Genomic DNA, 23,631 nt, shown 5'->3' with positions numbered 1-23,631 from the left:
ATGTTAGTACCTAAACGTGTAAAACACAGACGTGAATTCCGTGGTAAAATGCGTGGCGAAGCTAAAGGCGGAAAAGAAATTGCATACGGTGAATTCGGTTTGCAAGCATTAGATTCAGCATGGATCACTAACCGTCAAATTGAAGCATCTCGTATTGCCATGACACGTTACATGAAACGTGGTGGGAAAGTATGGATTAAAATCTTCCCACATAAATCTTATACAGCTAAAGCAATTGGTGTTCGTATGGGTTCTGGTAAAGGTGCTCCAGAAGGTTGGGTATCTCCAGTTAAACGCGGTAAAATCTTATTTGAAGTTGCCGGCGTTCCAGAAGAAGTAGCTAAAGAAGCATTGCGTTTAGCATCTCACAAATTACCTATTCGTACTAAAATCGTAAAACGTGAAATTGGTGGTGAATCTAATGACTAAATTTACAGATATTAAAGATCTTTCCACTGCTGAACTTACTGCTAAAGAACAAGAATATCGTCAAGAATTATTCAACTTACGATTCCAATTGGCAACTGGTCAATTAGAAAACACAGCTCGTATTAAAGCTGTTCGTAAAGATATCGCACGTGTTAAAACTGCGTTACGTAATCAAGAAGCGTAAGAAAATTCAGTAAAGGAGGAAACCTGTCCATGGAAGAACGTAATAACCGTAAAGTGTTACAAGGCCGTGTTGTTTCTGACAAAATGGAAAAAACAATCACAGTCCAAGTTGATACTTTCAAATTCCATCCAACATATGGTAAACGTATCAAATATTCTAAGAAATACAAAGCACATGATGAAAACAATTCAGCAAAAATGGGTGACATCGTCCGCATCGCGGAAACTCGTCCATTGTCAAAAGACAAATACTTCCGTCTTGTTGAAATCGTTGAAGAATCAATCATTATCTAATAACAACTGGAAGGAGGTACTCTATAAATGATTCAATCAGAAACTCGTTTAAAAGTAGCAGATAACTCAGGCGCGCGTGAAGTCCTAACAATTAAAGTATTAGGCGGATCTGGCCGTAAAACTGCAAACATTGGTGATGTTATCGTGGCAACTGTTAAAAATGCAACACCAGGTGGAGTTGTCAAAAAAGGTGATGTAGTTAAAGCAGTTATCGTTCGTACTAAGAGCGGCGTTCGTCGTCCAGATGGTTCATACATCAAATTCGACGAAAATGCATGTGTAATTATTCGTGACGATAAATCTCCTCGTGGAACACGTATCTTTGGTCCAGTTGCACGTGAATTACGTGACAACAACTATATGCGTATTATTTCATTAGCTCCAGAAGTAATCTAAAATCTGAAGAAAATAAGGAGGTGCCCGTTTAAATGAAAGTAAAAGCAAATGACACAGTTATCGTTATTGCCGGTAAAGACAAAGGCAAACAAGGTCGTGTAAAACAAGCTTTGCCAAAAGCTGACAAAGTTGTTGTTGAAGGTGTTAACATCGTTAAAAAACATCAACGTCCAACTCAAATGAACCCTCAAGGCGGTATCATTGAAGTTGAAGCACCTATTCATGTATCTAACGTACAACTAGTAGACCCTAAAACAGGCGAAGCAACACGTGTAGGTTACCAAGAACAAGATGGTAAACGTGTTCGCGTAGCGAAAAAATCAGGCGAAGTAATCGCTGAAGCAGTATCAGGAGAGGAGGACGCTGAATAATGGCTAATCGTTTACAAGAAAAATATAAAAATGAAGTAGTTCCGTCAATGATTGAAAAATTTAACTATAGCTCAATCATGCAAGCACCTAAATTAGATAAAATCGTTATCAACATGGGTGTTGGTGATGCAGTATCTAACGCGAAAAACTTAGAAAACGCTGTTGAAGAATTAACATTAATCGCTGGTCAAAAACCAGTTATTACAACTGCTAAGAAATCAATCGCTGGTTTCCGTTTACGTGAAGGTATGCCAATCGGTACCAAAGTTACTTTACGTGGCGAACGTATGTATGAATTCTTCGACAAATTAGTATCAGTATCACTACCTCGTGTACGTGACTTCCGTGGTATCAGCAACCGCTCATTCGATGGTCGTGGTAACTACACATTAGGTATCCGTGAACAATTGATCTTCCCAGAAATCGACTTTGATAAAGTATCTAAAGTACGTGGTATGGACATCGTAATTGTTACAACTGCTGATTCAGACGAAGAATCATTAGAATTATTAACTCAACTAGGAATGCCATTCCAAAAATAATAAAGTCTTGAAGGAGGCGTGAGTAATTTGGCAAAAAAATCAATGATCGAAAAGAACAAGAAACCAGCTAAATATTCTACTCAAGAATATACTCGTTGTGAACGTTGTGGACGCCCACATTCAGTTTACCGTAAATTTAAATTATGCCGTATTTGCCTTCGTGAACTTGCCTATAAAGGGGAAATTCCTGGAGTCAAAAAAGCAAGCTGGTAAATTTCTGGTAATTAAGTAAAGGAGGGTGTACTCGTAATGGTCATGACTGATCCAATTGCGGACTTTTTAACTCGTATTCGTAACGCCAACATGGTGCGCCACGAATCATTCGAAAGTCCATCATCAAAAATCAAAGAAAATATTGCTGCTATCCTTAAAGAAGAAGGATATATCAAAGATTACGAAATCATCGAAGATGATAAACAAAACGTTATCCGTGTATTCATGAAATATACTAGCGATAACCAACGAGTAATCACAAACTTAAAACGTATCTCTAAACCAGGTTTACGTGTATACGCGAAAAGTGATCAAATTCCTAAAGTTTTAAACGGTTTAGGTACTGCATTAGTTTCAACATCGGAAGGTGTTATCACTGATAAAGCGGCTCGTGCTAAAAACATCGGTGGCGAAGTTTTAGCTTACGTTTGGTAATAAATAACAAAAATAAAAAAACAAAATTGAAAGGCAGGTGCAGTCTAGAATGAGTCGTATTGGTAACAAAATTATCGAGATTCCTAGTAACGTAACCGTAGAAAAAGCTGGTTCAACTATCACTGTTAAAGGCCCTAAAGGCGAATTATCACGTGAGTTCAACCCTGTAATTGATATTCAAATCGGAGAGAAAGAAATCACTTTCACTCGTCCGAATGACCACAAAGAAGTACGTTCTATCCACGGAACTACTCGTGCATTAGTAAACAACATGGTTGTTGGTGTTTCTGAAGGATTCGAAAAGAAACTTGAAATGACTGGTGTTGGTTACCGTGCACAATTAGCAGGTAACAAATTAACTGTCAATGTTGGTTTATCTCACCCTGTTGAATTCGTAGCACCAGAAGGCATCGAAATCGAAGTGCCAACTAACACTACAATCAACATCAAAGGTATCAACAAAGAAGTTGTTGGTGAACTAGCAGCGAATATCCGTTCAACTCGTTTACCAGAACCATACAAAGGTAAAGGTATTCACTATGTTGGCGAATACATTCGTCGTAAAGAAGGTAAAACTGGTAAATAATTGTAATTCTTTACAATTATTTCCTTTTACTTGTATCCAAATTATCTATAAAATAAGGGTGACGAGGTCATCCTTACAAATCTAACAAAGAGGTGACTATTTTGATCAGCAAACCAGATAAAAATAAATTACGTCAAAAACGCCACGCGCGTGTTCGTCGCAACATTTCTGGAACAGCAGAGTGCCCACGCTTGAACGTATTCCGTTCTAACAAACACATCTACGCTCAATTAATTGATGACGTAGCGGGTGTTACTGTAGCGAGTGCCTCTACAAACGAAGAAACATTATCTGCCGCAACTAAAACCGAAAGTGCAGCATTAGTTGGTAAAGCTATCGCTGAACGCGGTGTAGCAGCAGGCGTTAAAGTTGTAAAATTTGACCGTGGTGGCTACCAATATCACGGACGTGTACAAGCTTTAGCAGATGCAGCTCGTGAAAACGGCTTAGAATTTTAGGAAAAGGAGGAAGCCAAGAACATGACAAACACATTTCAAGAATTAAACATTAACGAAAACGACCTTGAAGAACGCGTTGTTGCCATTAATCGTGTTGCTAAAACCGTTAAAGGTGGACGTCGTATGAACTTCGGTGCCGTTGTTGTTGTCGGTGATAGAAATGGCCATGTTGGTCTAGGTACTGGTAAAGCTGCCGAAGTACCAGAAGCAATCCGTAAAGCGGTTGAAGATGGTAAGAAAAACTTAATTACTATACCTCGTGCAGGATCAACTGTTCCTCATGAAGTTATCGGTAAATTTAACGGTGGTAACGTATTACTTAAACCAGCTCAAGCCGGTTCAGGTATCGCTGCTGGTGGTCCAGTTCGTGCCGTAGTCGAATTAGGTGGTATCGCAGATATTACTTCTAAATCACTAGGTTCTAATTCACCAATCAACATCGTACGTGCTACTCTAGAAGCAATTAAATCATTAAAATCTCCAGAAGATGTCGCTGCATTACGCGGTAAATCTGTGGAAGAATTATTAGGTTAAGGAGGAAATTCGAATGACTGAAGTAAAAATTACTTTAAAACGCAGTTTAATTGGACGTCCTCAAGACCAAATTAAAACAGCTCAAGCACTAGGTTTAACAAAAGTTGGTAAAACAGTTGTTAAAACTCGTAACGAAGCAATCAACGGTATGATTACTAAAATTGCTCACTTAGTAGTTGTTGAAGAAGCATAATCTAGAATAGGAGGTGCCTAACAGGATGAAATTACATGAATTACAACCTTCAGAAGGATCTCGTCACACACGTCACCGTGTAGGTCGTGGTGCAAGTTCTGGTTGGGGTAAACTATCAAAACGTGGACAAAAAGGTCAAAAAGCTCGTTCAGGTGGTGGTGTACGTTTAGGTTTCGAAGGTGGACAAACACCATTGTTCCGTCGTATTCCAAAACGTGGTTTTACAAACATCAACCGTAAAGAATATGCGATCATCAATCTTGATGACTTAAACGTATTTGAAGACGGTGCTGTTGTAACCGCTGCTGACTTAATCGAAGCAGGCTTAGTTAAAAAAGAAAAATCTGGTATCAAAGTTTTAGGTAATGGTGAATTAGAACGCAAACTAACCGTTAAAGCAGCTAAATTCTCAGCATCAGCTAAAGAAGCTATTGAGACCGCTGGGGGTTCTATTGAGGTGATCTAATGTTTCAAATACTGAAAAATGGATTTCAGGATAAGGATATTAGAAGCCGCTTGGCATTCACAGCAATCATGTTGATTGTATTCCGTATCGGGGCTAGCATAACTGTCCCGGGCGTGAATGCTGCAGGAATTCAAGGGTTAGCTGAATCTGGTTTATTCAGCCTACTAAACACTCTTGGTGGGGGAGCACTTTCGAGCTACTCCATCTTTTCATTGGGTGTTTCACCGTATATAACCGCATCAATTATTATTCAACTATTGCAGATGGAGATTATACCTTCATTTACAGAGTGGTCTAAACAGGGTGAAGTTGGTCGTCGTAAGTTAAATCGATGGACTAGATTCTTTGCAGTAGCAATTGGCTTTTTCCAAGCTTTAGCTATTTCAATAGGATTTAATTCATTGTCATCACTAGGATTAATTGATAATCCAGGTTTTGTAACTTACTTATTGATTGCTTTATTCATGACTGCCGGATCTATGTTTGTTGTCTGGATTGGTGAGCAAATCACTGAATATGGAATTGGTAATGGTACTTCAATCATTATCTTCGCTGGTATTCTAGCGCAAATCCCTTCAGAGTTAACGTCTTACTATCAAAATAACATTGTAGATGCTACTAGCAGTGAATTAAATCAACAAATGATTTATGCAGGACTATTTGTTCTTGTATTTATCCTATTAATTATGTTCGTCATTTTCATGAGTCAAGCGGAACGTCAAATTCCCGTACGTTATTCCAAACGTGCGAATTCGGCATCGCAAAAGTCTCATTTACCATTAAAAATTAACTCAGCAGGTGTTATTCCCGTTATCTTCGCGTCATCATTAATCATGGTGCCACAAACGGTACTCGGATTATTTGCCGCTGATTATAGTGATGTTTCTTGGTATCAAGTATTGTCAACAATCTTTAATTTGGAGCAACCAGCGGGTATTGCTATTTACGCAATTGTCATTATTTTGTTCACATTCTTCTATGCACATATTCAGATTAACCCTGAACGTGCTGCAGAAAACTTGCAAAAAGCTGGTGGTTATATTCCAAGTATCCGTCCAGGTTTAGCAACTAAAGAATATTTACAGAAAATGTTAAATCGTTTAAGTGCAGTTGGCTCACTATTCTTGATGGGTGTAGCAGTTCTACCTTTACTAGGGGCATACTTCTTTGATATGCCACAATCAATTGCTTTAGGTGGTACAAGCTTACTAATCGTTGTCGGTGTTGCTTTAGACACTGCAAAACAAATTGAAGGGCGTACAATTAAACGTCAATACGTTGGCTTTATTCATGATAAATAAGACTAATGCGTAACGTGCTTGGGGAGGACAATTATGAATATTATTTTAATGGGCTTGCCTGGTGCCGGTAAAGGTACTCAAGCAGCTAAAATCGTTGAAGATTACAAATATCCACATATTTCTACTGGAGATATGTTTAGATCAGCAATCGCTGAAGGAACTGAATTAGGAAAAAAAGCCAAATCATTCATGGATGAAGGTGCATTAGTTCCTGATGAAGTAACGAATGGTATTGTTGAAGAAAGACTTCAAAAAGAAGATACACAAGCTGGCTTTATGCTAGACGGTTTTCCAAGAACTGAAGCGCAAGCTAAAGAACTTGGCGGTATCATGATTCGCTTAGATCGCGACATTGATGCAGTTATCTACTTAGACGTGCCAGCTGAAACGTTGAAAGAACGTTTATCAGGACGAATCATTTGTCGTAACTGTGGCGCAACATACCACAAAGTTTTGAACAAACCAAAAGTAGACGGCGTATGCGATGTTTGCGGAAGCCATGATTTCTACCAACGTGAAGACGATAAACCTGAAGTTGTTGAGAACAGATTAAATGTTAATCAAGAACAACAACAACCAATCTTAGACTTCTATGAAGGTCAAGGTAAGCTTTATCGCATTCCTGGTGATATCGGTATTGACAATGTTTACGCTGAGATCCAAAAGATTTTAGATAAATAATTTTTGTTGCTTTAAGTCGCTAATTATGGTAAGATATTCGGGTTGACTGAACATTTCGTATTTCTATCCTATAATCAATTAGTGATTAAACGAAACAACCACCATTAGGAGGAAAAACTTTGTCAAAAGAAGATATGATCGAAATTGAAGGTACTGTTACTGAAACATTACCTAATGCTATGTTTAAGGTCCAATTGGAAAATGGTTATGAAGTTTTAGCGCATATTTCAGGAAAAATGCGTGTAAACTACATTCGTATTTTGCCAGGTGACCGTGTAAAAGTTGAGATGTCTCCATATGACTTGACGAAAGGTCGTATCACCTACCGATTCAAGTAATGTAGAGATATATAATCGAGGAGGTATAACTGTGAAAGTAAGAGCATCTGTTAAACCAATGTGCGAACATTGTAAAGTTATTCGCCGTAACGGTAAAGTTATGGTTATTTGTTCTAATCCAAAACATAAACAACGCCAAGGCTAATTAAAGATAAATAAAAAGGAGGGTTTTCGTATATGGCTCGTATAGCAGGAGTAGATATTCCACGTGAGAAACGTATCGTTATTGCCTTAACATACATCTATGGTATCGGTAAAACGACTTCTCAAAAAATCTTAGCGCAAGCTGAAATTTCAGAAGATACTCGTGTACGTGACTTAACTAACGATGAGTTAGATCGTTTACGTGCAGCAGTAGATACAATCAAAGTTGAAGGTGACTTACGTCGTGAACGTGCTTTAGACATCAAACGTCTACAAGAGATCGGTTCATACCGTGGTATCCGTCACCGTCGTGGTTTACCAGTTCGTGGTCAAAACACTAAGAACAACGCACGTACGCGTAAAGGTAAAGCTGTCGCAATTCAAGGTAAGAAAAAATAATCTAAAAGGAGGTTAATTACACTATGGCTAAACGTCCAGTTTCACGCAAACGTCGTGTGAAGAAAAATGTCGAAACAGGTGTGGCGCACATCCACTCTACATTTAATAATACTATCGTTATGATTACTGATGAGCATGGTAATGCAATTTCTTGGTCATCTGCAGGTGCTTTAGGATTTAAAGGTTCTCGTAAATCTACTCCTTATGCTGCACAAATGGCTTCAGAAACAGCTACAAAAGCTGCTATGGATCACGGTATGAAATCTGTTGAAGTTTCAGTAAAAGGTCCTGGTTCAGGTCGTGAATCAGCTATCCGTGCTTTACAAGCAGCAGGTTTAGAAGTTACTGCTATTCGCGATGTAACACCTATTCCTCATAATGGTTGCCGTCCTCCAAAACGTCGTCGTGTTTAATCGATTGATGAACTTGGATATGCGATGATACATTTTCTCACGTTTTGAAAGGGGTAATTTGTCGATATGATCGAAATTGAAAAGCCAAATATTGAGACAATTGAAATTAACGACGATAGTAAATTTGGTAAATTCGTTGTAGAACCATTAGAACGCGGCTATGGAACAACCCTAGGTAATTCATTACGTCGTATCTTGTTGTCCTCACTACCAGGTACAGCAGTTACATCAATCCAAATTGACGATGTTTTGCATGAATACTCAACAGTCCCAGGTGTACGTGAAGACGTTACTGAGATTGTGTTGAACGTAAAACAATTATCATTGAAATTGTATGACGTAGAAGAAAAACAAGTAGAAATTGACATCACAGGTCCAGCTGACGTAACAGCTGCTGATATTATTGCCGATGCTGATTTCGATGTTATGAATCCAGACTTACATATCTGTACGCTTGCAGAAGGCGCTCGTTTCCACATGATTATGAATGTTAAAAACGGTCGTGGTTTTGTACGCTCAGAAAATAATAAAGTGGATTCAATGCCAATTGGCGAAATTCCAGTGGATTCTATCTACACACCAATTTCCAAAGTAAACTATCAAGTCGAAAATACGCGTATCGGAGAAATCAACGAATACGATAAATTGACTATGGATATTTGGACTGATGGTACAATTTCACCCGAAGAAGCATTAAGCTTAGCGGCAAAAATCATGACAGAACACTTGGAAGTATTCGTTAACTTAACAGACGAAGCTCGTCAAGTTGAAGTTATGGTCGAAAAAGAAGAAACACAAAAAGAAAAAATGCTTGAAATGACTATTGAAGAACTAGACTTATCAGTTCGTTCATACAACTGTCTAAAACGTGCAGGCATCAATACTGTTGAAGAATTGACTAACAAGTCTGAACCAGAAATGATGAAAGTACGTAACTTAGGTCGTAAGTCTCTTGAAGAGGTTAAAAACAAGCTAGCTGCTCTTGACTTATCTTTACGTCAAGAAGATTAATAAATCATAAAGGAGGATACTGACAATGGGTTACCGTAAATTAGGTCGTACTAGCTCTCAACGTAAAGCTATGTTACGTGACTTAACTACTGATTTAATTATCAATGAACGTATTACTACAACAGAAACTCGTGCGAAAGAGATCCGTCGTACAGCTGAAAAAATGATTACTTTAGGTAAACGTGGAGATTTAGCTGCTCGTCGTCAAGCGAACCAATTCGTTCGTAACGAAATCGCCGATGTTCGCGCTGAAGGTGAAGACATCGTTATCGAGTCTGCTTTACAAAAATTATTCAACGATCTTGGTCCTCGTTACGCTGAACGTCAAGGTGGATACACTCGTATCTTAAAAACTGAACCTCGTCGTGGCGATGCTGCACCAATGGTTATTCTTGAATTAGTTTAATAAAAACTTTTAGTGATGTATAAAACGGAGTGTCATGATGGTGGTTGTACCTAGTATAACCGAGTCTAGCTCTATCTACTCCTAGCGTGATGAAGTTCGCTAGGAGTGGAATATATCCATAAGTCTTATGAATAAATCAAGGCCAATTCATTTAGGTGAAAAATTGGTTCGGCATATGTGTTGTTTAACCAACAGGTGTTTGGTAGCATATATGCTTTTTTATTTTCTAAAGTGGTTGGGGCTAGGGCTCAACCACTTTTTTGGTCTTTTGTGAATCATTTGTCGGCAGGGCTATGGGAAATCTCAAAATTGATGTTCTCATTTTCTCATACTATCGATATAATATATGTATTATAATTGCGTAAATTGTCTCGAGCATTGACAATTGCGTGCTTGACAATTTAGAGAGGCGAAGGTAATGAAGAAAAACTACTTTACACAGTTTGATACAATTCGATTCTTAGCGATGTTGGGTATTATTTTATATCACTATCTAACTCACCGTGTTTCAGGTGGTTTCTTAGGGGTGGACATCTTTTTAGTCCTTTCAGGTTACCTAGTGACGAGTCAGATGGAAAGTAAATACCAAGCGGACATTGATGAAGGATCCTATTTTAAGAAAACCTGGGAGCGTATGCGCAAGGTATGGTGGCCCATGGTCATTATCACTATGGTTGGCCTTACCTATCTACTCTTATTTAGACAGCAACTCCTAGTAAATATAGGGATTAACCTATCCACCTCCCTGTTATTCGTGAATAACTGGCAGCAGATTCTATCTGGATCGTCCTATTTCGCCAATATGTTACACCCGTCTTTGACCACTCATTATTGGTATATAGCTGTTTACATGCAGTTTATGGTCATTTGGCCACTATTCTTCAAGGTTAGTCGACGTTTCACCAAGACCAAATGGCAATCCGGTTTGGTCATGCTCGCTGCCGCACTTTTGTCAGGCATCTTGATGGCGATCGTCTTCACACCCGGTGAAGATCCTTCAAGAGTTTACTATGGTACGGATACTAGATTCTTCTCTATCGCTCTTGGTGGGGCTGCTGCTCAATTGTTAGATATGGACCAACTGGCTACTTGGTTGAAGGACCGAGTTGGGCGCTTTCACCACTTTATTGTTGATGTGGTGTTGTTAGGCCTACTGGCTATACTCACTTATGGGATGCTCCACATGCTTGATGCAGCGACGTTCACTTACTATGGTGGAATGTTTGGCTTTGATTTATTAGCTGCTGTAATGATTGCCTTGTTGACTTATGAAGGATCTTGGATTGGTTTTCTATTGAAATTTAAACCTTTGCGGTGGTTAGGGCAACGTACATTCCATATGTATTTATGGTATTACCCAATCAATGTGCTGTTCCATATGGTACCAACCAGCCAGAATCGGTTTACCAATAGTATTTGGCCACAAGTCATTTTGATTATTATCCTGTCGTGTTTATCTTATGCCTTACTAGAGGAAAAAAGATGGCCGGTGCCGGTTTTCAATGAAGTGCGTAACAACCAACCCGTCCATCTTTTTACTAAGGTTCGCAACTTGTTTAAAGAGCCGGCACCCTGGTTGACCCGCATTTTATTCATTGCATTTGCCCTCGTTTTCCTAGGAGGCGTGAGTGCGGTGGCGGTGTCTAAACCAGCTGACAATGTGACGGTAGAGGAGCAGCAAGCTGCTGAGCAAGCCAAGAAGATTGAAGAACTGAATAAACAAAGGGCTGAGCAAGAAAAACAAGCTGACGCTAGTCTTTCAACTTATAAAAAGAACTTAGGTGAGGCATCATTAGGGTTTTACCAAGGTATTCCTGATGAGCAAGCTCGGTTTGCGTATCAGCTATCTGTGACTTTCATCGGTGATTCCTTAATGGTGGGCGAATCAGAAGGTTTGTATACTTTGTATCCTAATGCAATTGTGGACGCTGCGGTTGGCCGCCAGTTATATACCTTAATTGGCTATCCAGCTAGCTTGGACGCGCAGGGTATGCTAAAAGATGTCGTTTTGGTTGACCTAGGTGCAAATGGTGGCTTTACATCAGCACAACTAAGTGATTTCTTAGATGAGATTGGTCGAGAGAAAACGATTTTTCTAGTGAATACGCATGTTGATCGCCCTTGGGCAGATGATGTAAATAAAACTTTGGCTCAGGCAGCTAGTGACGAACGTGATTCAGTCTACTTACTGGACTGGCATGATTACTATACCAACCATGCTGAAGCGCCTACTTGGCTAAGTCAGGATGGGGTACACTTTAATTCTGATGGTGGGCAAGTTTGGTTACAATTTCTGACAAATGGCATGTATCAAGTCTTGAAAAAATAATACTGAATTGAAAGGCAATTGCATGATTTAAATGCGATTGCCTTTTTTGCTAGGAGTATTAGGGGTATAATGACCCATATTAGAGCATAACCAAGAAGATGGAGGAAATGCCCATATGGCTGAGGATAAATTGTTATATTCAACACGAGTGCATAATGATCAAGGACTTAAAGGAACGGCTTGGGTTGAAGGGGAAAATGAGCTGCGGGTTCAAACATCAAGTCCATTGAAAGCAGATGAGCCGGGGACTAACCCAGAACAACTCATTGCCTTATCATGGGCAACTTGCTTGAATGCGACGATTGAAATTGCTTTAGACCGACACGGGATCAAGGATGTAACCAGCGAGGTAGCTATCCAAGTGGACTATAAGTTAAACAAGGAAACGAAGATTACCTACTTTGATTTTAAAGTAGATGTTTTCCTCGATTTACCACGCGACCAGGCGGAAACCATTGTTCATGAGGCAGAAGGACGGTGCCCGGTATCTCAAATCATCGGTGATTATACATACACGGAAATGGTAATCCACCCTAATGATTATGGTGACGGTTCAAAGGGGTAAGGTGTCTTGACATCTAATGATTGCTTTTACTGGTGGATTTTAGTAGACTAAACTAAGTGAAAAATATATGAAATGTCTTCAGGGCAGGGTGCGAGTCCCGATCGGCGGTAAAGTCCGCGAATTACCAGGTGTATTAGGTGATTGAACTAGTGGAATTCTAGTACCGACTGTTACAGTCAGGATGGAAGAAGCGTATAGCAGGATGAACGAGACAGCGATACAAGTGGCTAGCTGGGCTTGGTCTTCTTTAACAAACTCTTCCAAGTAACGTTGGAGGAGTTTTTTCTTAAATATATAAAGTGAGCGAGGGAACAAGATGGCGAAACCGATTATTCAGGTTCAGGATTTGTCTTTTCAATATAGTCAATCAGATGAGAAATTAGCTATAGATGGCCTATCAACGACTATCTACGAAGGTGAGTGGCTAGCGATTATTGGTCATAATGGATCAGGGAAATCAACATTTTCAAAACTATTGGTAGGCTTATTAGAAGCTAAATCTGGAACAATTGAAGTGGATGGAAAAGTCCTATCTATGGAAACCTTATGGGCTATTCGTAGCCAAGTTGGACTAGTCTTTCAAAATCCAGACAACCAATTTGTGGGCGCTACTGTAGAAGATGATGTGGCTTTTGCCTTGGAAAATATGGGCATGCCGGTTGATGAGATGCATGAGAGGGTGGAGTCTGCCCTAAAACGAGTTAAAATGTGGGACTACCGCGACAAGGAACCAGCAGCCTTATCTGGTGGTCAAAAGCAACGGGTTGCGATTGCGGGCGTGATTGCTATGGCACCAAAAATCATTATTTTAGATGAATCGACTTCAATGTTAGATCCTGAAGGTCGGGACGAATTGATGGCAATTGTGGCGGATATCAAACAAGATAAGGCCCTGACTGTGATTTCGATTACCCATGATTTAAATGAGGCGGCGGAAGCTGACCGTATGCTTGTTTTTAAAGAGGGGCAAATTATTAAAGAGGGTACGCCAGCTGATATCTTTATTTACGGGAATGAGTTAACTGAGATTGGTTTGGATGTGCCTTTTTCCGAGCAACTAAAAAGTGCCCTAGCAAAACGTGGGGTTGCTGTACCGGATGCGTATTTTGATGAGGAAGGGTTAGGTGAATGGTTATGCAAATCGCATTTGAACAAGTAGGCTTTACCTATGGCGCGGGCACACCATTCGCTAGTGAAGCTCTCCATAATATCAATGTGACAATTCCAGATGGTTCATATACGGCGATTATTGGCCATACTGGGTCAGGGAAGTCGACCATTACCCAACACCTTAACGCCTTGGTACAACCCACTGTGGGCCAAGTACGGATTGGTGAGGCGGTAGTGTCAGCTGACTCTAAACCAAAAGACTTGAAGAAGATCCGCCAACGAGTGGGGATGGTCTTCCAATTTCCTGAAGGGCAACTATTTGAAGAAACTGTCCTTAAAGATGTGATGTTTGGGCCCATGAATTTTGGCGACGATGAAGCAACGGCCCGCGAGAAAGCTGAAGCGGCTTTAGCTGCAGTTGGGATTGCCTCGACTTTATTTGAGCGGTCACCCTTTGAGTTATCTGGTGGGCAAATGCGCCGTGTAGCTATTGCTGGGGTGATTGCCATGAAACCAGAAGTACTGGTTTTAGATGAACCAACTGCTGGATTGGATCCAAAAGGTCGGATGGAAATGATGTCTATGTTCGACCGCTTGTACCGAGATCAAGGGTTGACGATTGTTTTAGTGACCCATCAAATGGAAGATGTGGCGGCTTATGCCAACCACGTGATTGTGTTGGATGCAGGTACATGTGTGAAAGAAGGAACACCAGCTGAAGTATTTGCAGATCCTGCTTGGTTAGCCAGCCACCAATTGGCTTTACCGGACGCAGCTGATTTTGCTTTTAATTTACAAGATAAATTAGACCGCCAGTTATGGGACACAGCGACTGAAGTCCCATTAACGGTGGATGCTTTAGCTGACTTAATTGTTGATAAATTGGCTTTAGCAACCAGACAAAATAACGACGACAAGTTAAGCGGATTTATTACAGGGGAAGGGGGTCAATTATAGATGAAAGATAAATTGATTATTGGCCGGTACATTCCCGGTAATTCCTTGATGCACAAACTGGACCCAAGGGTGAAATTGGTGGGCTTGATTGTGATGATGTTGCTGGTGTTTGCGGCAACTGATGTCACGACCAATATCGTCATGATTGCAGTGGTTACGAGTTTGGTCTTTTTAACTGGGATTTCTTTAGGGATATTTTTACGTGGTTTAAAACCCATGATTGCTATTATTATTTTTACGGTAGCCCTACAAATCCTCTTTACGCATACTGGGGACGTCCTGTGGTCATTTGGTCCACTAGCCTTAACAACTGGTGGTTTATCCAATGCGGCCTATATTTTTGTCCGCTTCCTATTGATTATTTTCCTATCGACGATTTTGACTTTGACTACTCAACCCTTGGCTATTACCGATGCCATGGAAGCCTTGCTGAAGCCTGTTCGTAACATTTTGCCAGTCCATGAGATTGCCTTAATGTTATCGATTGCCTTGCGATTTGTCCCGACCCTACTAGAAGAGGCAGATAAGATCATGAATGCACAGCGGGCACGTGGTGTAGACTTTTCAGAAGGGAATATCCTTGAGCGGGTAAAAGCCTTTATTCCAGTCCTAATTCCCTTGTTTATTTCTGCCTTTAACCGAGCTTACGACCTAGCCACTGCCATGGAAGCGCGTGGTTACAAGGGTGGTGAAGGCCGGACCAAGTACCGTCAATTGCATTGGGGCAAACTAGATACCCTTGCCAGTATCTGTCTTGCGGTTTTGACCGTTGTCATGATTATCTTATAGCCACTAGTAGAAGGAGGGCGCATTTTGCCTAGATTTAAAGTAACCTTGCAATACGACGGAACACCCTTTGTCGGCTTCCAAGTGCAACCAAATGGCCACACTGTACAAGAAGCCCTTGAAAAAGCCTTAAAGCTCATGTCAAAAGGACAGACGATTCCTGTTGTTGGGTCAGGCCGGACCGATTCAGGTGTTCATGCCCTTGGCCAAGTCATTCATTTTGACTATCCAGCGGAAATTGGTGAGGAAGCGGTCTTAAGGGCAATGAATTCAATCCTTGATGATGCTATTCGAATCACTAAGGTTGAACGGGTGGAAGATGATTTCCACGCCCGTTTTCATACTAACGGTAAGAAGTATATTTACAAGGTAGATACGGCCAAGTTTCCGTCACCATTTACTAGACAGTATATGTACCACCATCCCTACCGAACGGATATTAAGCGTATGCAGGAGGCTTTAAAGGACATTATCGGCGTTCATGATTTTAAGTCCTTCTGTTCGACTAAAACGGATAAAACCAACTTTGTCCGAGAAATTTACCGGGCCGAAGTGACGGCTGACCCGGATGCAGAAACCTTGACCTTTGTCTTTGAAGGGTCAGGGTTCTTGTACAATATGGTCCGGATTTTGGTGGGCACAACGCTTCAAATTGGGGACGGGTTAAGACCAGTTGACGAGATGAAACGGTTGATCGCAGCCGAAGACCGGAATGAAGCAGGACCCACAGCAGCCGCACATGGCTTGTATTTAGCGGAGGTTTATTACCTAGGGCTAGAAGACCGCCGCCAGGTTTCCAAGGCTTATAGCGACTATAAAGCTGGTTTAGGGACTCTTGTGGATGCAAGTGTGGACTTAGATGCAAATTCAGATGAAGACTTTTAGGAACGGTCGACAAATTTGATGATATGAATGAAGAATGAGTTCTTCAATCTTTGGTCACAAATTTGATATAGCTTAAAAGGCAAAAACTCGATACAATATACATATCAAATGGTATCGAGTTTTTTATTTTGCCTTGATGTCAGAAGGAGTCCAACATGAAGAGTGTAAAAATTGCTTCCTTGAAGTTCGGGGAGGATAGACCAAAAATTATTATTCCCTTAGCCGAGGATAATGCTGTAGATATTATCAACTGTGCCAATTTCTACCGACGTCAACCAGGCGATATGGTGGAATGGCGGATTGATTACTTTGACGATTTCGACGAGCTGGAAGAGTTGGCTGAATTGAGTAAACGGGTGAAAACCTCTATTCAAAAGCCCTTACTTGCCACCTTTAGAACCTTGAGCGAAGGCGGGGAGTCAGCTATTGGCAAGAGCCAGTATGTTGAAATGTATCGGTATTTAATCCAAGCTAAGGCTGTCGACGCTATTGATATCGAGTTTGAGCGAGGCCAGGACATCTTAGACAACCTGATTCCTTACGCTCACAAACACCAAGTCAAAGTCATCGTTTCCTACCATGATTTTGTGAAAACCCCTTTAGAAAATGATATAGTCAAGCGCCTACAAAAGATGGGTCAGTCAGAGGCGGATATTGTGAAAATGGCCGTCATGCCCCACGATGAAGCGGATGTATTGGCTTTGATGAATGCGACCCACCAAGCGTCCACATTAATCGACCAATCCTTGATTACCATGTCGATGGGCCGTTTAGGTAAGATTACCCGAATTGCCGGGGAAATCTTCAAATCAACGGCTAGCTTTGCCACTATAGAAGGTATGTCGTCTGCTCCTGGGCAAATGGACGTTGAAGATGTGGAAGAATGCATGAACTTGTTGAATTTACGTGTAGATGACCTAGATGATGACGATTTCTAGGAAATAATTTGTTTCTAGGGTTGAAAAACGGCCATTAAGTAATGAAAATACGCATATGACAAGAGAGGATTGCAGGGTAAAACCGCAGTCCTTTTTGCTTTCAAAAAATTTTTTCATTAAAGCTTTGATTTTTGATATAATCATGTAAAACTTTACTACTAGTTTCCTTAACTATATAATTAAAAAGTGAATTATCAAAAAAATGAGAAATTAGTAAATATTAGGAGACTTATATGACTTTAGAATTTAAAGCAAAAATGCGTGGAAATGTCCTTGTTGGTGTGAATCCGATGGGGTTGAAGCAAGAAGTAAACAATCAAATTCAATATGTTAAAGACCAAGGGACCTTTGAAGGGCCGAAGAAAGTTTTGGTATTAGGGGGCTCATCTTCTTATGGATTGGCTAGTCGGATTAACTTAGCTTTTGGTGCGGGGGCAGATACGATTTCAGTTTCCCACGGTGGGGTACCACGATCTGAGAAAAACCTTGGTAAGCCAGGCTGGTATAACAATATCTTTTTCCGGCAAGCAGCGGAAGCTGAAGGGTTAATCGCGAAAAATATTATGGCAGATGCCTTCTCTAACGAAGCGAAGGACAAAGTGATTGACTTCATCAAGAATGAATTCGGCGGAAAAGTGGACTTTGTGGTCTATTCATTGGCTTCAGGACGCCGTACAGACCCAAATACAGGGGAAACTTACAATTCAGTGATCAAATCAATCGGCCAAGAAGTTGTGGGACCAAATGTGAATTTACAAAAGGAAACCTTCTATGAGCAAGTGCTTGAACCTGCAACTGAGCAAGAAATCGCAAATACTGTGAAAGTAATGGGCGGTGAGGACTGGCGGATGTGGATGAATGCCTTACAGGAAGCAGATGTGCTTGCTGAAGGTGTTGAGACAGTGGTTTATTCTTATTTAGGGGCTGAATTAAACGAGTCATACTACAATAAGGGAACTTTAGGCCGCGCTAAAGCGGACTGTGATAAGGCTGCCGCTTTAATCAATGAAGACTTAAAAGACATCGATGGAAAAGCGACTGTCGTTGTAGCAACAGCAGTGACGACGAAAGCATCATCAGTTATTCCATTCTTCCCAGTTTATTGTCTAGGGTTGTATAAAATAATGGAAGCACGCGGCCAACATGAAACGCCAATTATGCATATTGACCGAATTTTCCGTGACATGTTGTTTGGTGATAAGCCAGAGTATGATGAAGAGGGCCGTTTGCGTCCGGACTCATGGGAATTAGATCCAGAAGTACAAGCTGAAGCCAAGGTTTTAATTGAACAAATCAACCAGGACAATTTTAATACTGACTTTACTGCATGGGATACCTTCATGAAAGAATTCTTGAATTTAAATGGCTTTGAAGTGGATGGTTATGAAGAAACACCAGTGACTTATGAAGAGTTAGTGAATTTAAAACCCTAAATAGCGATCATCATCAAGCACGGTAAGGAAGACGCGTTCGACTTATCGTGTTTTTTGCTATAAAAAAGCTCAGAGGACTAAAATCCCCTGAGCATGATGTATATTAAAATAGTTTATCTCTTGTTAACGGATGCGTCGTAAATGGTATCAATAGCACTGGCTAGTAAGTCATTGAATTCGTCATCTGCTTGGCTTGCTCGTAAATCAGACGCGAGGGCACGTGAGAACGACGCAATCATGTCGTGGTTTTCCGCCAATAGTTCATTGGCTTCTTCACGGGTATAACCACCTGATAAGGCCACTACACGAACAACGTTAGGGTGACTGGCTAATTCACGATAAGTATCTGGTACAGTAGGGATTGTCAGCTTCAACATGACTAAGTCATTTTCCCCTAATTGATCTAAGTGTAATCTGATTTCTTCAGCTAATAATTCTTCGATGGCTGCTTTGTCTTCAGCCTTGATATTCACTTCAGGTTCAATAATCGGTACTAAACCTGCATCAATAACTTGTTTAGCGACTTCAAACTGTTGGTCGACAACTTCTTTGATGCCTACAGGGTTAAATGCGAGAATATTAGACCGTTCCTTAGTACCGAAAATACCGCGGTCATTTGCACGTGCTAATAGGTCGTCAAGTTCTGGCATATCTTTCATTAATTGTACGCCATTGGCTTCTTCGGCAAGTCCTTTATCAATTTTAAGGAAGGGTACGATCCCTTTGTCTGCTAAGTATTCTGCGGTGTATTTACCGTCTACTTGGCGGTCCATGGTATTTTCAAATAGGATAGCAGCTAGAATTTTATCGCTAGTAAAAGCTGGACTGGTCATGATTCGCGTCCGCATTTCATGAACTTTCGCAAACATTTCGTCTTCATTGCTGTAGGTATCTTCGGCTACACCATAGGCTAATAGGGCTTTTGGTGTTGAACCGCCTGATTGGTCTAGGGCAGCGATAAATCCAGGGGCATTTGACATGCGTTCTAATTGTGCTTGATTAATTGACATATTGAAAATTCCTCCTTAAAAATTAGCGGTGGTATCATTTCGTCACTTATTATTATGAACCTAATATTTTAAAAATCCAAAGAAAAACACTTATGAAGAAGGATAGCCAACCTATTTCTGGTAAGTTTTGGGGTTTTAGTGGTAAACTTGTTTAAGAAAATTACCATTAAGCTAGGAAAGAAGGATATGCCGGATGACAACAGAGAATACATTCCCAACCCGCGACCAAGTAGATGTAGCAGCCACTTGGGACCTCAGCCAAATTTTTGAAGATGAAGCAACTTTTGAAGCGAAATTAGCTGAATTTAAAGATCTAGGACAAGCTTTCAAGGAAAATTATGAAGGTAAATTAAGTGACGCGAGCGATATTGCTAATGCAGTTTTAGCGGCTTCTGACGTGCAAGTTTTAGGGTCACAATTGATGCACTATACCTTTTTAGCGGTTGAAGCCGACCGTACAAATTCACAAGCAGCATTGAAATTACATAAGGTATCGGCAGCGAGCAAAAATGTTCAAGAAGCGATGCTATTTTTCCAAAATGCATTGCTAGAAAAATCAGCAACTGAACTGGAAGAAGTAAAGGCCATTGCTCCAGAAACAGCAGATTATATTGCTGAAGTTGAACGTCAACAAGCGATATATCTGGGTGCTAAAGTGGAAGATGTACTATTCCAATTCGAACAAGCACATGATCAAAATTATGAAGTGTATAACAACGCTAAATTAGCCGATTTAACTTTTCCTGATTTTGAAGTAGATGGTACTACTTACCCTTTAAGCTTTGTTTTATATGAAGATAAATATATGTTTGAAGAGGATACAGCCGTTCGTCGGGCAGCCTTTGATGCTTTCTCAAAAGAATTGGCAAAATACCAAAATACCTTTGCAACAACTTATTATGGACATGTCTTGCAGGAAAAAGCTCAAGCTAACATTAGGGGGTACGAGTCGGTAATTGATTATCTACTCTTCAGCCAAGACGTGCACCGAGAACTATATGACCGTCAAATTGATGTGATTATGGAGAAATTAGCGCCCGTTATGCGTAAATATATCAGCCACGTTAAAGAAGTACGCGGCTTAGATAAGATGACTTATGCAGACTTAAAGATTAGTTTAGATCCAACTTTTTCAAAACCCGTTTCTTTTGAAGAATCAGAAGCCTACGTTAAAGAAGCCACAGCTATTATGGGTGAGGACTACTTTAACGAAATCGCACCAGCCTTCACCGACCGATGGGTAGATTACGCCCAAAATATTGGTAAATCAACTGGTGGATTTGCAACCATCGCTCCTGGTGTTCATCCATATATCTTAATGAGCTGGACAGAACAATTGTCTGATGTCTATACCTTGATTCACGAATTGGGTCATGCTGGTCAAATGAGCCGGGCAGAAGCCAACAACTTGTTTATTTCAAGTGAACCCAGCTTGTATGTGATTGAAGCGCCGTCAACTTTCAATGAGTTACTATTAACTGGCTATTTACAAGCCAATGGTGAAGACGACCGTACCCAACGCTTTGCCTTAGCCAATATGCTAACCAACACATATTTCCATAACTTCATTACACACTTGTTAGAAGCAGCCTACCAACGTGAAGTTTACCGACTAATTGACAAGGGTGAAGCCTTCACAGCTGAAACCCTTTCTGACTTGAAAAAAGGGGTATTAGAAGCTTTCTGGGGTGATGCTGTAGAGATTAATCCGGGTGCTGAATTAACTTGGATGCGTCAACCACATTACTACATGGGCTTATATTCATATACTTATTCAGCAGGCTTAACGATTGCTACACAAGCCTACTTGAATATCCGTTCAGGTGAAGATGATCAAGCCATTGAAAAATGGATTGACTTCTTGAAATTGGGGCGGATTAACCCGGTTGAAGCTGCAAAAGTAGCAGGAGTGGATATTGCAAGTGGTGAACCATTAGAAAATACCATAGCCTTCTTAAACGACACAGTTGACGCTATTATTGACTATTCAGCGAAACTGGCTTAATGAAGACTAGGGATTGCCACAAATAGATGGAGAGAAAGTTTGGTGAATAGATGATTTGGGTATTTTTCGTAGCAGCTCTTTTGCTACTGATTACCAGTAATTATATGTACAAAAAAGAGCAGAAGCGTATCTACCTCGTCTTCGGTGTCCTCGCGGTTGTGCTATTAATCTTCTTTATGGCTTTCTTTGTACTATACAATATGCAAGGGGCTTAAATATTGAATTGCTATCTAAGTAGAATCCTATTTTTTGGATTCTACTTTTTTATTTATTACAAAAATCCGTAGGCTTCCGCTTTCTCTATCATTGCCTTAAAATCCTTGGGACCGATCTCATCCAAGGTGTGAGAACTTGCCTGACCATTCAGACTGTAAGGGGGTTACCCCGAACATTCTGAATGGTCAGCATGAGAATATTTAAGCCCTTAATAGGCGAGGGCTGCAACAAAGTAAAGCTCAAAGGCTTAACTTTAACTTCTCCGATTGATTGAAGTGATTGCTGATACAAGAATAAAGACATTAAAAAAGAGGCTGGCGTGGGGAGCCAACCTCTTTTGAAGGATGATAGTTTTTTGATTAGGGATTATTCACCAAAGTATTTGAATGCGATTGCTTGTCCTTGTTTGATTTTGTCCCATTGGTTTTCGTGGGTTAATTCGTTACCACCGTCACATGAGGCAAAGCCACATTGGTGGGATAGGTATAATCGATCTTTTGATACATATTTGCTAGCTTCTTCTAAGCCGTTTAGGGCGCGTTCTTCATCGTCTAAGTCAGCTGTTTTTGATGATAGTAAACCTAATACAACTTCTACTTGGTCGTTGTCTTTAAAAGCTTCTAATGCGTCGATTGAACCAGCACGCTCGTCGTCCCACTCTAAGTAGAAACGGTCGTAACGTTGGTTTTTCAAGAAATAATGAGCAATTTTCTCATACGAACCGTCACCTAGGTGTCTAGAAGCGTAGTTACCACGACAGTTGTGGGTGTATACTTTTAAACCTAATTCATGACCATAATCAATAATTGCATTGTTAATAGCTACATAAGCTTCTGCACTGGCTTTAGCGGCCTCAGCGTCCCAAGTACCATCTTCATTTCTAAATGGTGAATTTGATGCATCCTCTGCATGGATAGTCCATAAACAGTCATCTAATTGGAGGACTTTACCGCCTTCTTGTACATATTCATCTAAGAATTCTTTGTAGGCCTTGATTAAACCTTCTCGTAATTCAGCTTGTGATTTGTATACCTCGTTGTATGTTTGTAGGTTTAAACCTAAATCAACATACATATGACCTGGTGAAGGGATACAAACTTTCACATCAGCATCTGAATCATTTAAGGCCACTAAACGTTTGTAGTGGTCGATGAAGGGATGATTTTTTCCTGATAATGGTTTGAAGATTTCAATACCGATATCTTTACGCGTTTCGAATGCATGCTCATGGTCATGGTCAACGAAGATATAACCTTGATCAGCAATGAAACGACGTACGCCGTCAAAGCCCCAAACGAAGTCTAGATGCCATAATGATTTAGAGTATTCGCCATCTGTAATTTCTGGGAAGTCTAATTCGATTTCTTTTTTTACGATATCAGCAACTGCTTCGTCTTCTACTTTTTCGTAGTTGTCGAAATCTTGGTAGAATGGATATTGGATATCGTCGCGTTCCTCGATTTGTCGTTTGTAGGCTAATAAGTCTTCTGGACGTAAGAATGAACCAACTGTAAGGAATCGTTTTGAAGTTTGTGTTTGTGTCATAATAATGTTCTCCTTTTTCGATAAATATTTTTGAACTTGTTATGAGTATATGGGTCTGG

The 23,631-nt window shown here is 40.4% G+C and carries 32 protein-coding genes and 1 riboswitch; of the genes, 30 read left to right on the top strand and 2 right to left on the bottom strand.

Features of this window, described 5'->3' with window-relative positions:
• The 29 genes from rplP (at position 1) to fabV (ending at position 18,796) form a co-directional block, all read left to right on the top strand.
• Entirely contained in the window at positions 1-429 is a 429-nt protein-coding gene (gene rplP / locus ACUW85_RS03190; protein ID WP_004262566.1) for a 50S ribosomal protein L16, read from the top strand.
• Positions 422-613, top strand: coding sequence for a 50S ribosomal protein L29 (gene rpmC / locus ACUW85_RS03185; RefSeq protein WP_004262569.1), 192 nt, complete (start codon positions 422-424; stop codon positions 611-613). Before rplP ends, rpmC begins: the two co-directional genes overlap by 8 nt.
• Before the next feature lie 29 nt (positions 614-642).
• Positions 643-906, top strand: coding sequence for a 30S ribosomal protein S17 (gene rpsQ / locus ACUW85_RS03180; protein ID WP_004262572.1), 264 nt, complete (start codon positions 643-645; stop codon positions 904-906).
• Between the two features lie 27 nt (positions 907-933).
• A complete protein-coding gene (gene rplN, locus ACUW85_RS03175; protein WP_004262575.1) occupies positions 934-1,302 on the top strand; it encodes a 50S ribosomal protein L14 in 369 nt (122 codons plus the stop codon).
• A 32-nt stretch (positions 1,303-1,334) separates the two neighbouring features.
• The gene (rplX, locus tag ACUW85_RS03170) at positions 1,335-1,673 is read left to right on the top strand and encodes a 50S ribosomal protein L24 (protein WP_004262586.1); all 339 of its coding nucleotides are present in this window, start codon (positions 1,335-1,337) and stop codon (positions 1,671-1,673) included.
• Entirely contained in the window at positions 1,673-2,215 is a 543-nt protein-coding gene (gene rplE, locus ACUW85_RS03165; protein ID WP_016896565.1) for a 50S ribosomal protein L5, read from the top strand. The genes rplX and rplE overlap by 1 nt, the downstream gene beginning before the upstream one ends.
• A gap of 27 nt (positions 2,216-2,242) precedes the next feature.
• Positions 2,243-2,428, top strand: a complete 186-nt coding sequence (locus ACUW85_RS03160) for a type Z 30S ribosomal protein S14 (protein ID WP_004262592.1) — start codon at positions 2,243-2,245, stop codon at positions 2,426-2,428.
• 36 nt (positions 2,429-2,464) lie between these two features.
• Positions 2,465-2,863, top strand: coding sequence for a 30S ribosomal protein S8 (gene rpsH, locus ACUW85_RS03155; RefSeq protein WP_026465792.1), 399 nt, complete (start codon positions 2,465-2,467; stop codon positions 2,861-2,863).
• Between the two features lie 49 nt (positions 2,864-2,912).
• Entirely contained in the window at positions 2,913-3,449 is a 537-nt protein-coding gene (gene rplF / locus ACUW85_RS03150; RefSeq protein ID WP_016896567.1) for a 50S ribosomal protein L6, read from the top strand.
• A 92-nt stretch (positions 3,450-3,541) separates the two neighbouring features.
• Positions 3,542-3,907, top strand: coding sequence for a 50S ribosomal protein L18 (gene rplR, locus ACUW85_RS03145; protein ID WP_016896568.1), 366 nt, complete (start codon positions 3,542-3,544; stop codon positions 3,905-3,907).
• Positions 3,908-3,928: 21 nt separating this feature from the next.
• Positions 3,929-4,441, top strand: coding sequence for a 30S ribosomal protein S5 (gene rpsE / locus ACUW85_RS03140; RefSeq protein ID WP_016896569.1), 513 nt, complete (start codon positions 3,929-3,931; stop codon positions 4,439-4,441).
• 13 nt (positions 4,442-4,454) lie between these two features.
• On the top strand, positions 4,455-4,634 hold the full coding sequence (rpmD, locus tag ACUW85_RS03135; protein ID WP_004262600.1) for a 50S ribosomal protein L30: 180 nt from the start codon (positions 4,455-4,457) through the stop codon (positions 4,632-4,634).
• A 25-nt stretch (positions 4,635-4,659) separates the two neighbouring features.
• Complete coding sequence (rplO, locus tag ACUW85_RS03130; RefSeq protein WP_016896570.1) at positions 4,660-5,100, top strand: 50S ribosomal protein L15; 441 nt, start codon at positions 4,660-4,662, stop codon at positions 5,098-5,100.
• The gene (secY, locus tag ACUW85_RS03125) at positions 5,100-6,401 is read left to right on the top strand and encodes a preprotein translocase subunit SecY (protein ID WP_149358574.1); all 1,302 of its coding nucleotides are present in this window, start codon (positions 5,100-5,102) and stop codon (positions 6,399-6,401) included. The genes rplO and secY overlap by 1 nt, the downstream gene beginning before the upstream one ends.
• A gap of 33 nt (positions 6,402-6,434) precedes the next feature.
• Entirely contained in the window at positions 6,435-7,082 is a 648-nt protein-coding gene (locus tag ACUW85_RS03120) for an adenylate kinase (RefSeq protein ID WP_149256030.1), read from the top strand.
• A gap of 119 nt (positions 7,083-7,201) precedes the next feature.
• Positions 7,202-7,420, top strand: coding sequence for a translation initiation factor IF-1 (gene infA / locus ACUW85_RS03115; protein ID WP_004262604.1), 219 nt, complete (start codon positions 7,202-7,204; stop codon positions 7,418-7,420).
• Positions 7,421-7,451: 31 nt separating this feature from the next.
• Positions 7,452-7,565: a 50S ribosomal protein L36 gene (gene rpmJ, locus ACUW85_RS03110; protein WP_004262605.1), complete on the top strand. Its 114-nt coding sequence runs from the start codon at positions 7,452-7,454 to the stop codon at positions 7,563-7,565.
• Between the two features lie 32 nt (positions 7,566-7,597).
• Positions 7,598-7,963, top strand: a complete 366-nt coding sequence (rpsM, locus tag ACUW85_RS03105) for a 30S ribosomal protein S13 (protein WP_004262607.1) — start codon at positions 7,598-7,600, stop codon at positions 7,961-7,963.
• A 23-nt stretch (positions 7,964-7,986) separates the two neighbouring features.
• Positions 7,987-8,376 (top strand): 30S ribosomal protein S11, encoded by a 390-nt coding sequence (rpsK, locus tag ACUW85_RS03100; protein WP_004262610.1) that lies wholly within the window; start codon positions 7,987-7,989, stop codon positions 8,374-8,376.
• Between the two features lie 66 nt (positions 8,377-8,442).
• Positions 8,443-9,387, top strand: coding sequence for a DNA-directed RNA polymerase subunit alpha (locus ACUW85_RS03095; protein ID WP_004262612.1), 945 nt, complete (start codon positions 8,443-8,445; stop codon positions 9,385-9,387).
• Positions 9,388-9,412: 25 nt separating this feature from the next.
• Positions 9,413-9,793 carry a 50S ribosomal protein L17 gene (gene rplQ / locus ACUW85_RS03090; RefSeq protein ID WP_004262615.1) on the top strand — a complete coding sequence of 127 codons (381 nt, stop codon included), beginning with the start codon at positions 9,413-9,415 and terminating at the stop codon, positions 9,791-9,793.
• A 418-nt stretch (positions 9,794-10,211) separates the two neighbouring features.
• Positions 10,212-12,122 (top strand): acyltransferase family protein, encoded by a 1,911-nt coding sequence (locus ACUW85_RS03085; protein ID WP_182023160.1) that lies wholly within the window; start codon positions 10,212-10,214, stop codon positions 12,120-12,122.
• Between the two features lie 115 nt (positions 12,123-12,237).
• Complete coding sequence (locus ACUW85_RS03080; RefSeq protein WP_182023159.1) at positions 12,238-12,687, top strand: OsmC family protein; 450 nt, start codon at positions 12,238-12,240, stop codon at positions 12,685-12,687.
• 70 nt (positions 12,688-12,757) lie between these two features.
• Positions 12,758-12,883, top strand: a riboswitch (FMN riboswitch).
• 120 nt (positions 12,884-13,003) lie between these two features.
• On the top strand, positions 13,004-13,846 hold the full coding sequence (locus ACUW85_RS03075; RefSeq protein WP_182023158.1) for an energy-coupling factor ABC transporter ATP-binding protein: 843 nt from the start codon (positions 13,004-13,006) through the stop codon (positions 13,844-13,846).
• A complete protein-coding gene (locus tag ACUW85_RS03070) occupies positions 13,822-14,754 on the top strand; it encodes an energy-coupling factor ABC transporter ATP-binding protein (protein WP_182023157.1) in 933 nt (310 codons plus the stop codon). Before ACUW85_RS03075 ends, ACUW85_RS03070 begins: the two co-directional genes overlap by 25 nt.
• Positions 14,755-15,543, top strand: coding sequence for an energy-coupling factor transporter transmembrane component T family protein (locus ACUW85_RS03065; protein ID WP_048727713.1), 789 nt, complete (start codon positions 14,755-14,757; stop codon positions 15,541-15,543).
• Between the two features lie 24 nt (positions 15,544-15,567).
• The gene (gene truA, locus ACUW85_RS03060; RefSeq protein ID WP_182023156.1) at positions 15,568-16,425 is read left to right on the top strand and encodes a tRNA pseudouridine(38-40) synthase TruA; all 858 of its coding nucleotides are present in this window, start codon (positions 15,568-15,570) and stop codon (positions 16,423-16,425) included.
• A gap of 155 nt (positions 16,426-16,580) precedes the next feature.
• On the top strand, positions 16,581-17,363 hold the full coding sequence (gene aroD / locus ACUW85_RS03055) for a type I 3-dehydroquinate dehydratase (RefSeq protein WP_182023155.1): 783 nt from the start codon (positions 16,581-16,583) through the stop codon (positions 17,361-17,363).
• A 233-nt stretch (positions 17,364-17,596) separates the two neighbouring features.
• The gene (gene fabV / locus ACUW85_RS03050) at positions 17,597-18,796 is read left to right on the top strand and encodes an enoyl-ACP reductase FabV (protein ID WP_182023154.1); all 1,200 of its coding nucleotides are present in this window, start codon (positions 17,597-17,599) and stop codon (positions 18,794-18,796) included.
• A 113-nt stretch (positions 18,797-18,909) separates the two neighbouring features.
• On the opposite strand, the gene ACUW85_RS03045 is transcribed toward fabV, so the two are convergent.
• On the bottom strand, positions 18,910-19,806 hold the full coding sequence (locus ACUW85_RS03045) for a fructose bisphosphate aldolase (protein ID WP_107069894.1): 897 nt from the start codon (positions 19,804-19,806) through the stop codon (positions 18,910-18,912).
• Positions 19,807-19,999: 193 nt separating this feature from the next.
• Between ACUW85_RS03045 and pepF the strand changes: the two genes are divergently transcribed.
• Positions 20,000-21,811, top strand: a complete 1,812-nt coding sequence (gene pepF, locus ACUW85_RS03040) for an oligoendopeptidase F (RefSeq protein WP_182023153.1) — start codon at positions 20,000-20,002, stop codon at positions 21,809-21,811.
• Positions 21,812-22,393: 582 nt separating this feature from the next.
• Here the strand turns inward: pepF and ACUW85_RS03035 are convergent.
• Entirely contained in the window at positions 22,394-23,572 is a 1,179-nt protein-coding gene (locus ACUW85_RS03035) for a uroporphyrinogen decarboxylase/cobalamine-independent methonine synthase family protein (RefSeq protein ID WP_149358575.1), read from the bottom strand.
• Between the last annotated feature and the right edge of the window lie 59 nt (positions 23,573-23,631).

The sequence above is a fragment of the Aerococcus sp. 150760013-2 genome (assembly GCF_053627715.1).
This window is presented reverse-complemented; position numbering and strand designations above follow the sequence as displayed.

Bases quoted from the DNA above. Each gene is read 5' to 3' on its own strand.
- ACUW85_RS03080 (WP_182023159.1), top strand. From the start codon at position 12,238: ATGGCTGAGGATAAATTGTTATATTCAACACGAGTGCATAATGATCAA.
- ACUW85_RS03045 (WP_107069894.1), bottom strand. From the start codon at position 19,806: ATGTCAATTAATCAAGCACAATTAGAACGCATGTCAAATGCCCCTGGA.
- rpsQ (WP_004262572.1), top strand. From the start codon at position 643: ATGGAAGAACGTAATAACCGTAAAGTGTTACAAGGCCGTGTTGTTTCT.
- rpsE (WP_016896569.1), top strand. From the start codon at position 3,929: ATGACAAACACATTTCAAGAATTAAACATTAACGAAAACGACCTTGAA.
- rplN (WP_004262575.1), top strand. From the start codon at position 934: ATGATTCAATCAGAAACTCGTTTAAAAGTAGCAGATAACTCAGGCGCG.
- fabV (WP_182023154.1), top strand. From the start codon at position 17,597: ATGACTTTAGAATTTAAAGCAAAAATGCGTGGAAATGTCCTTGTTGGT.
- rplE (WP_016896565.1), top strand. From the start codon at position 1,673: ATGGCTAATCGTTTACAAGAAAAATATAAAAATGAAGTAGTTCCGTCA.
- secY (WP_149358574.1), top strand. From the start codon at position 5,100: ATGTTTCAAATACTGAAAAATGGATTTCAGGATAAGGATATTAGAAGC.
- ACUW85_RS03035 (WP_149358575.1), bottom strand. From the start codon at position 23,572: ATGACACAAACACAAACTTCAAAACGATTCCTTACAGTTGGTTCATTC.
- ACUW85_RS03085 (WP_182023160.1), top strand. From the start codon at position 10,212: ATGAAGAAAAACTACTTTACACAGTTTGATACAATTCGATTCTTAGCG.
- ACUW85_RS03065 (WP_048727713.1), top strand. From the start codon at position 14,755: ATGAAAGATAAATTGATTATTGGCCGGTACATTCCCGGTAATTCCTTG.
- rpsH (WP_026465792.1), top strand. From the start codon at position 2,465: ATGGTCATGACTGATCCAATTGCGGACTTTTTAACTCGTATTCGTAAC.
- aroD (WP_182023155.1), top strand. From the start codon at position 16,581: ATGAAGAGTGTAAAAATTGCTTCCTTGAAGTTCGGGGAGGATAGACCA.
- ACUW85_RS03070 (WP_182023157.1), top strand. From the start codon at position 13,822: ATGCAAATCGCATTTGAACAAGTAGGCTTTACCTATGGCGCGGGCACA.
- rpsM (WP_004262607.1), top strand. From the start codon at position 7,598: ATGGCTCGTATAGCAGGAGTAGATATTCCACGTGAGAAACGTATCGTT.
- rpmD (WP_004262600.1), top strand. From the start codon at position 4,455: ATGACTGAAGTAAAAATTACTTTAAAACGCAGTTTAATTGGACGTCCT.
- ACUW85_RS03095 (WP_004262612.1), top strand. From the start codon at position 8,443: ATGATCGAAATTGAAAAGCCAAATATTGAGACAATTGAAATTAACGAC.
- rpsK (WP_004262610.1), top strand. From the start codon at position 7,987: ATGGCTAAACGTCCAGTTTCACGCAAACGTCGTGTGAAGAAAAATGTC.
- ACUW85_RS03120 (WP_149256030.1), top strand. From the start codon at position 6,435: ATGAATATTATTTTAATGGGCTTGCCTGGTGCCGGTAAAGGTACTCAA.
- rplP (WP_004262566.1), top strand. From the start codon at position 1: ATGTTAGTACCTAAACGTGTAAAACACAGACGTGAATTCCGTGGTAAA.
- rplX (WP_004262586.1), top strand. From the start codon at position 1,335: ATGAAAGTAAAAGCAAATGACACAGTTATCGTTATTGCCGGTAAAGAC.
- rpmC (WP_004262569.1), top strand. From the start codon at position 422: ATGACTAAATTTACAGATATTAAAGATCTTTCCACTGCTGAACTTACT.
- ACUW85_RS03075 (WP_182023158.1), top strand. From the start codon at position 13,004: ATGGCGAAACCGATTATTCAGGTTCAGGATTTGTCTTTTCAATATAGT.
- pepF (WP_182023153.1), top strand. From the start codon at position 20,000: ATGACAACAGAGAATACATTCCCAACCCGCGACCAAGTAGATGTAGCA.
- rplO (WP_016896570.1), top strand. From the start codon at position 4,660: ATGAAATTACATGAATTACAACCTTCAGAAGGATCTCGTCACACACGT.
- rplF (WP_016896567.1), top strand. From the start codon at position 2,913: ATGAGTCGTATTGGTAACAAAATTATCGAGATTCCTAGTAACGTAACC.
- rplQ (WP_004262615.1), top strand. From the start codon at position 9,413: ATGGGTTACCGTAAATTAGGTCGTACTAGCTCTCAACGTAAAGCTATG.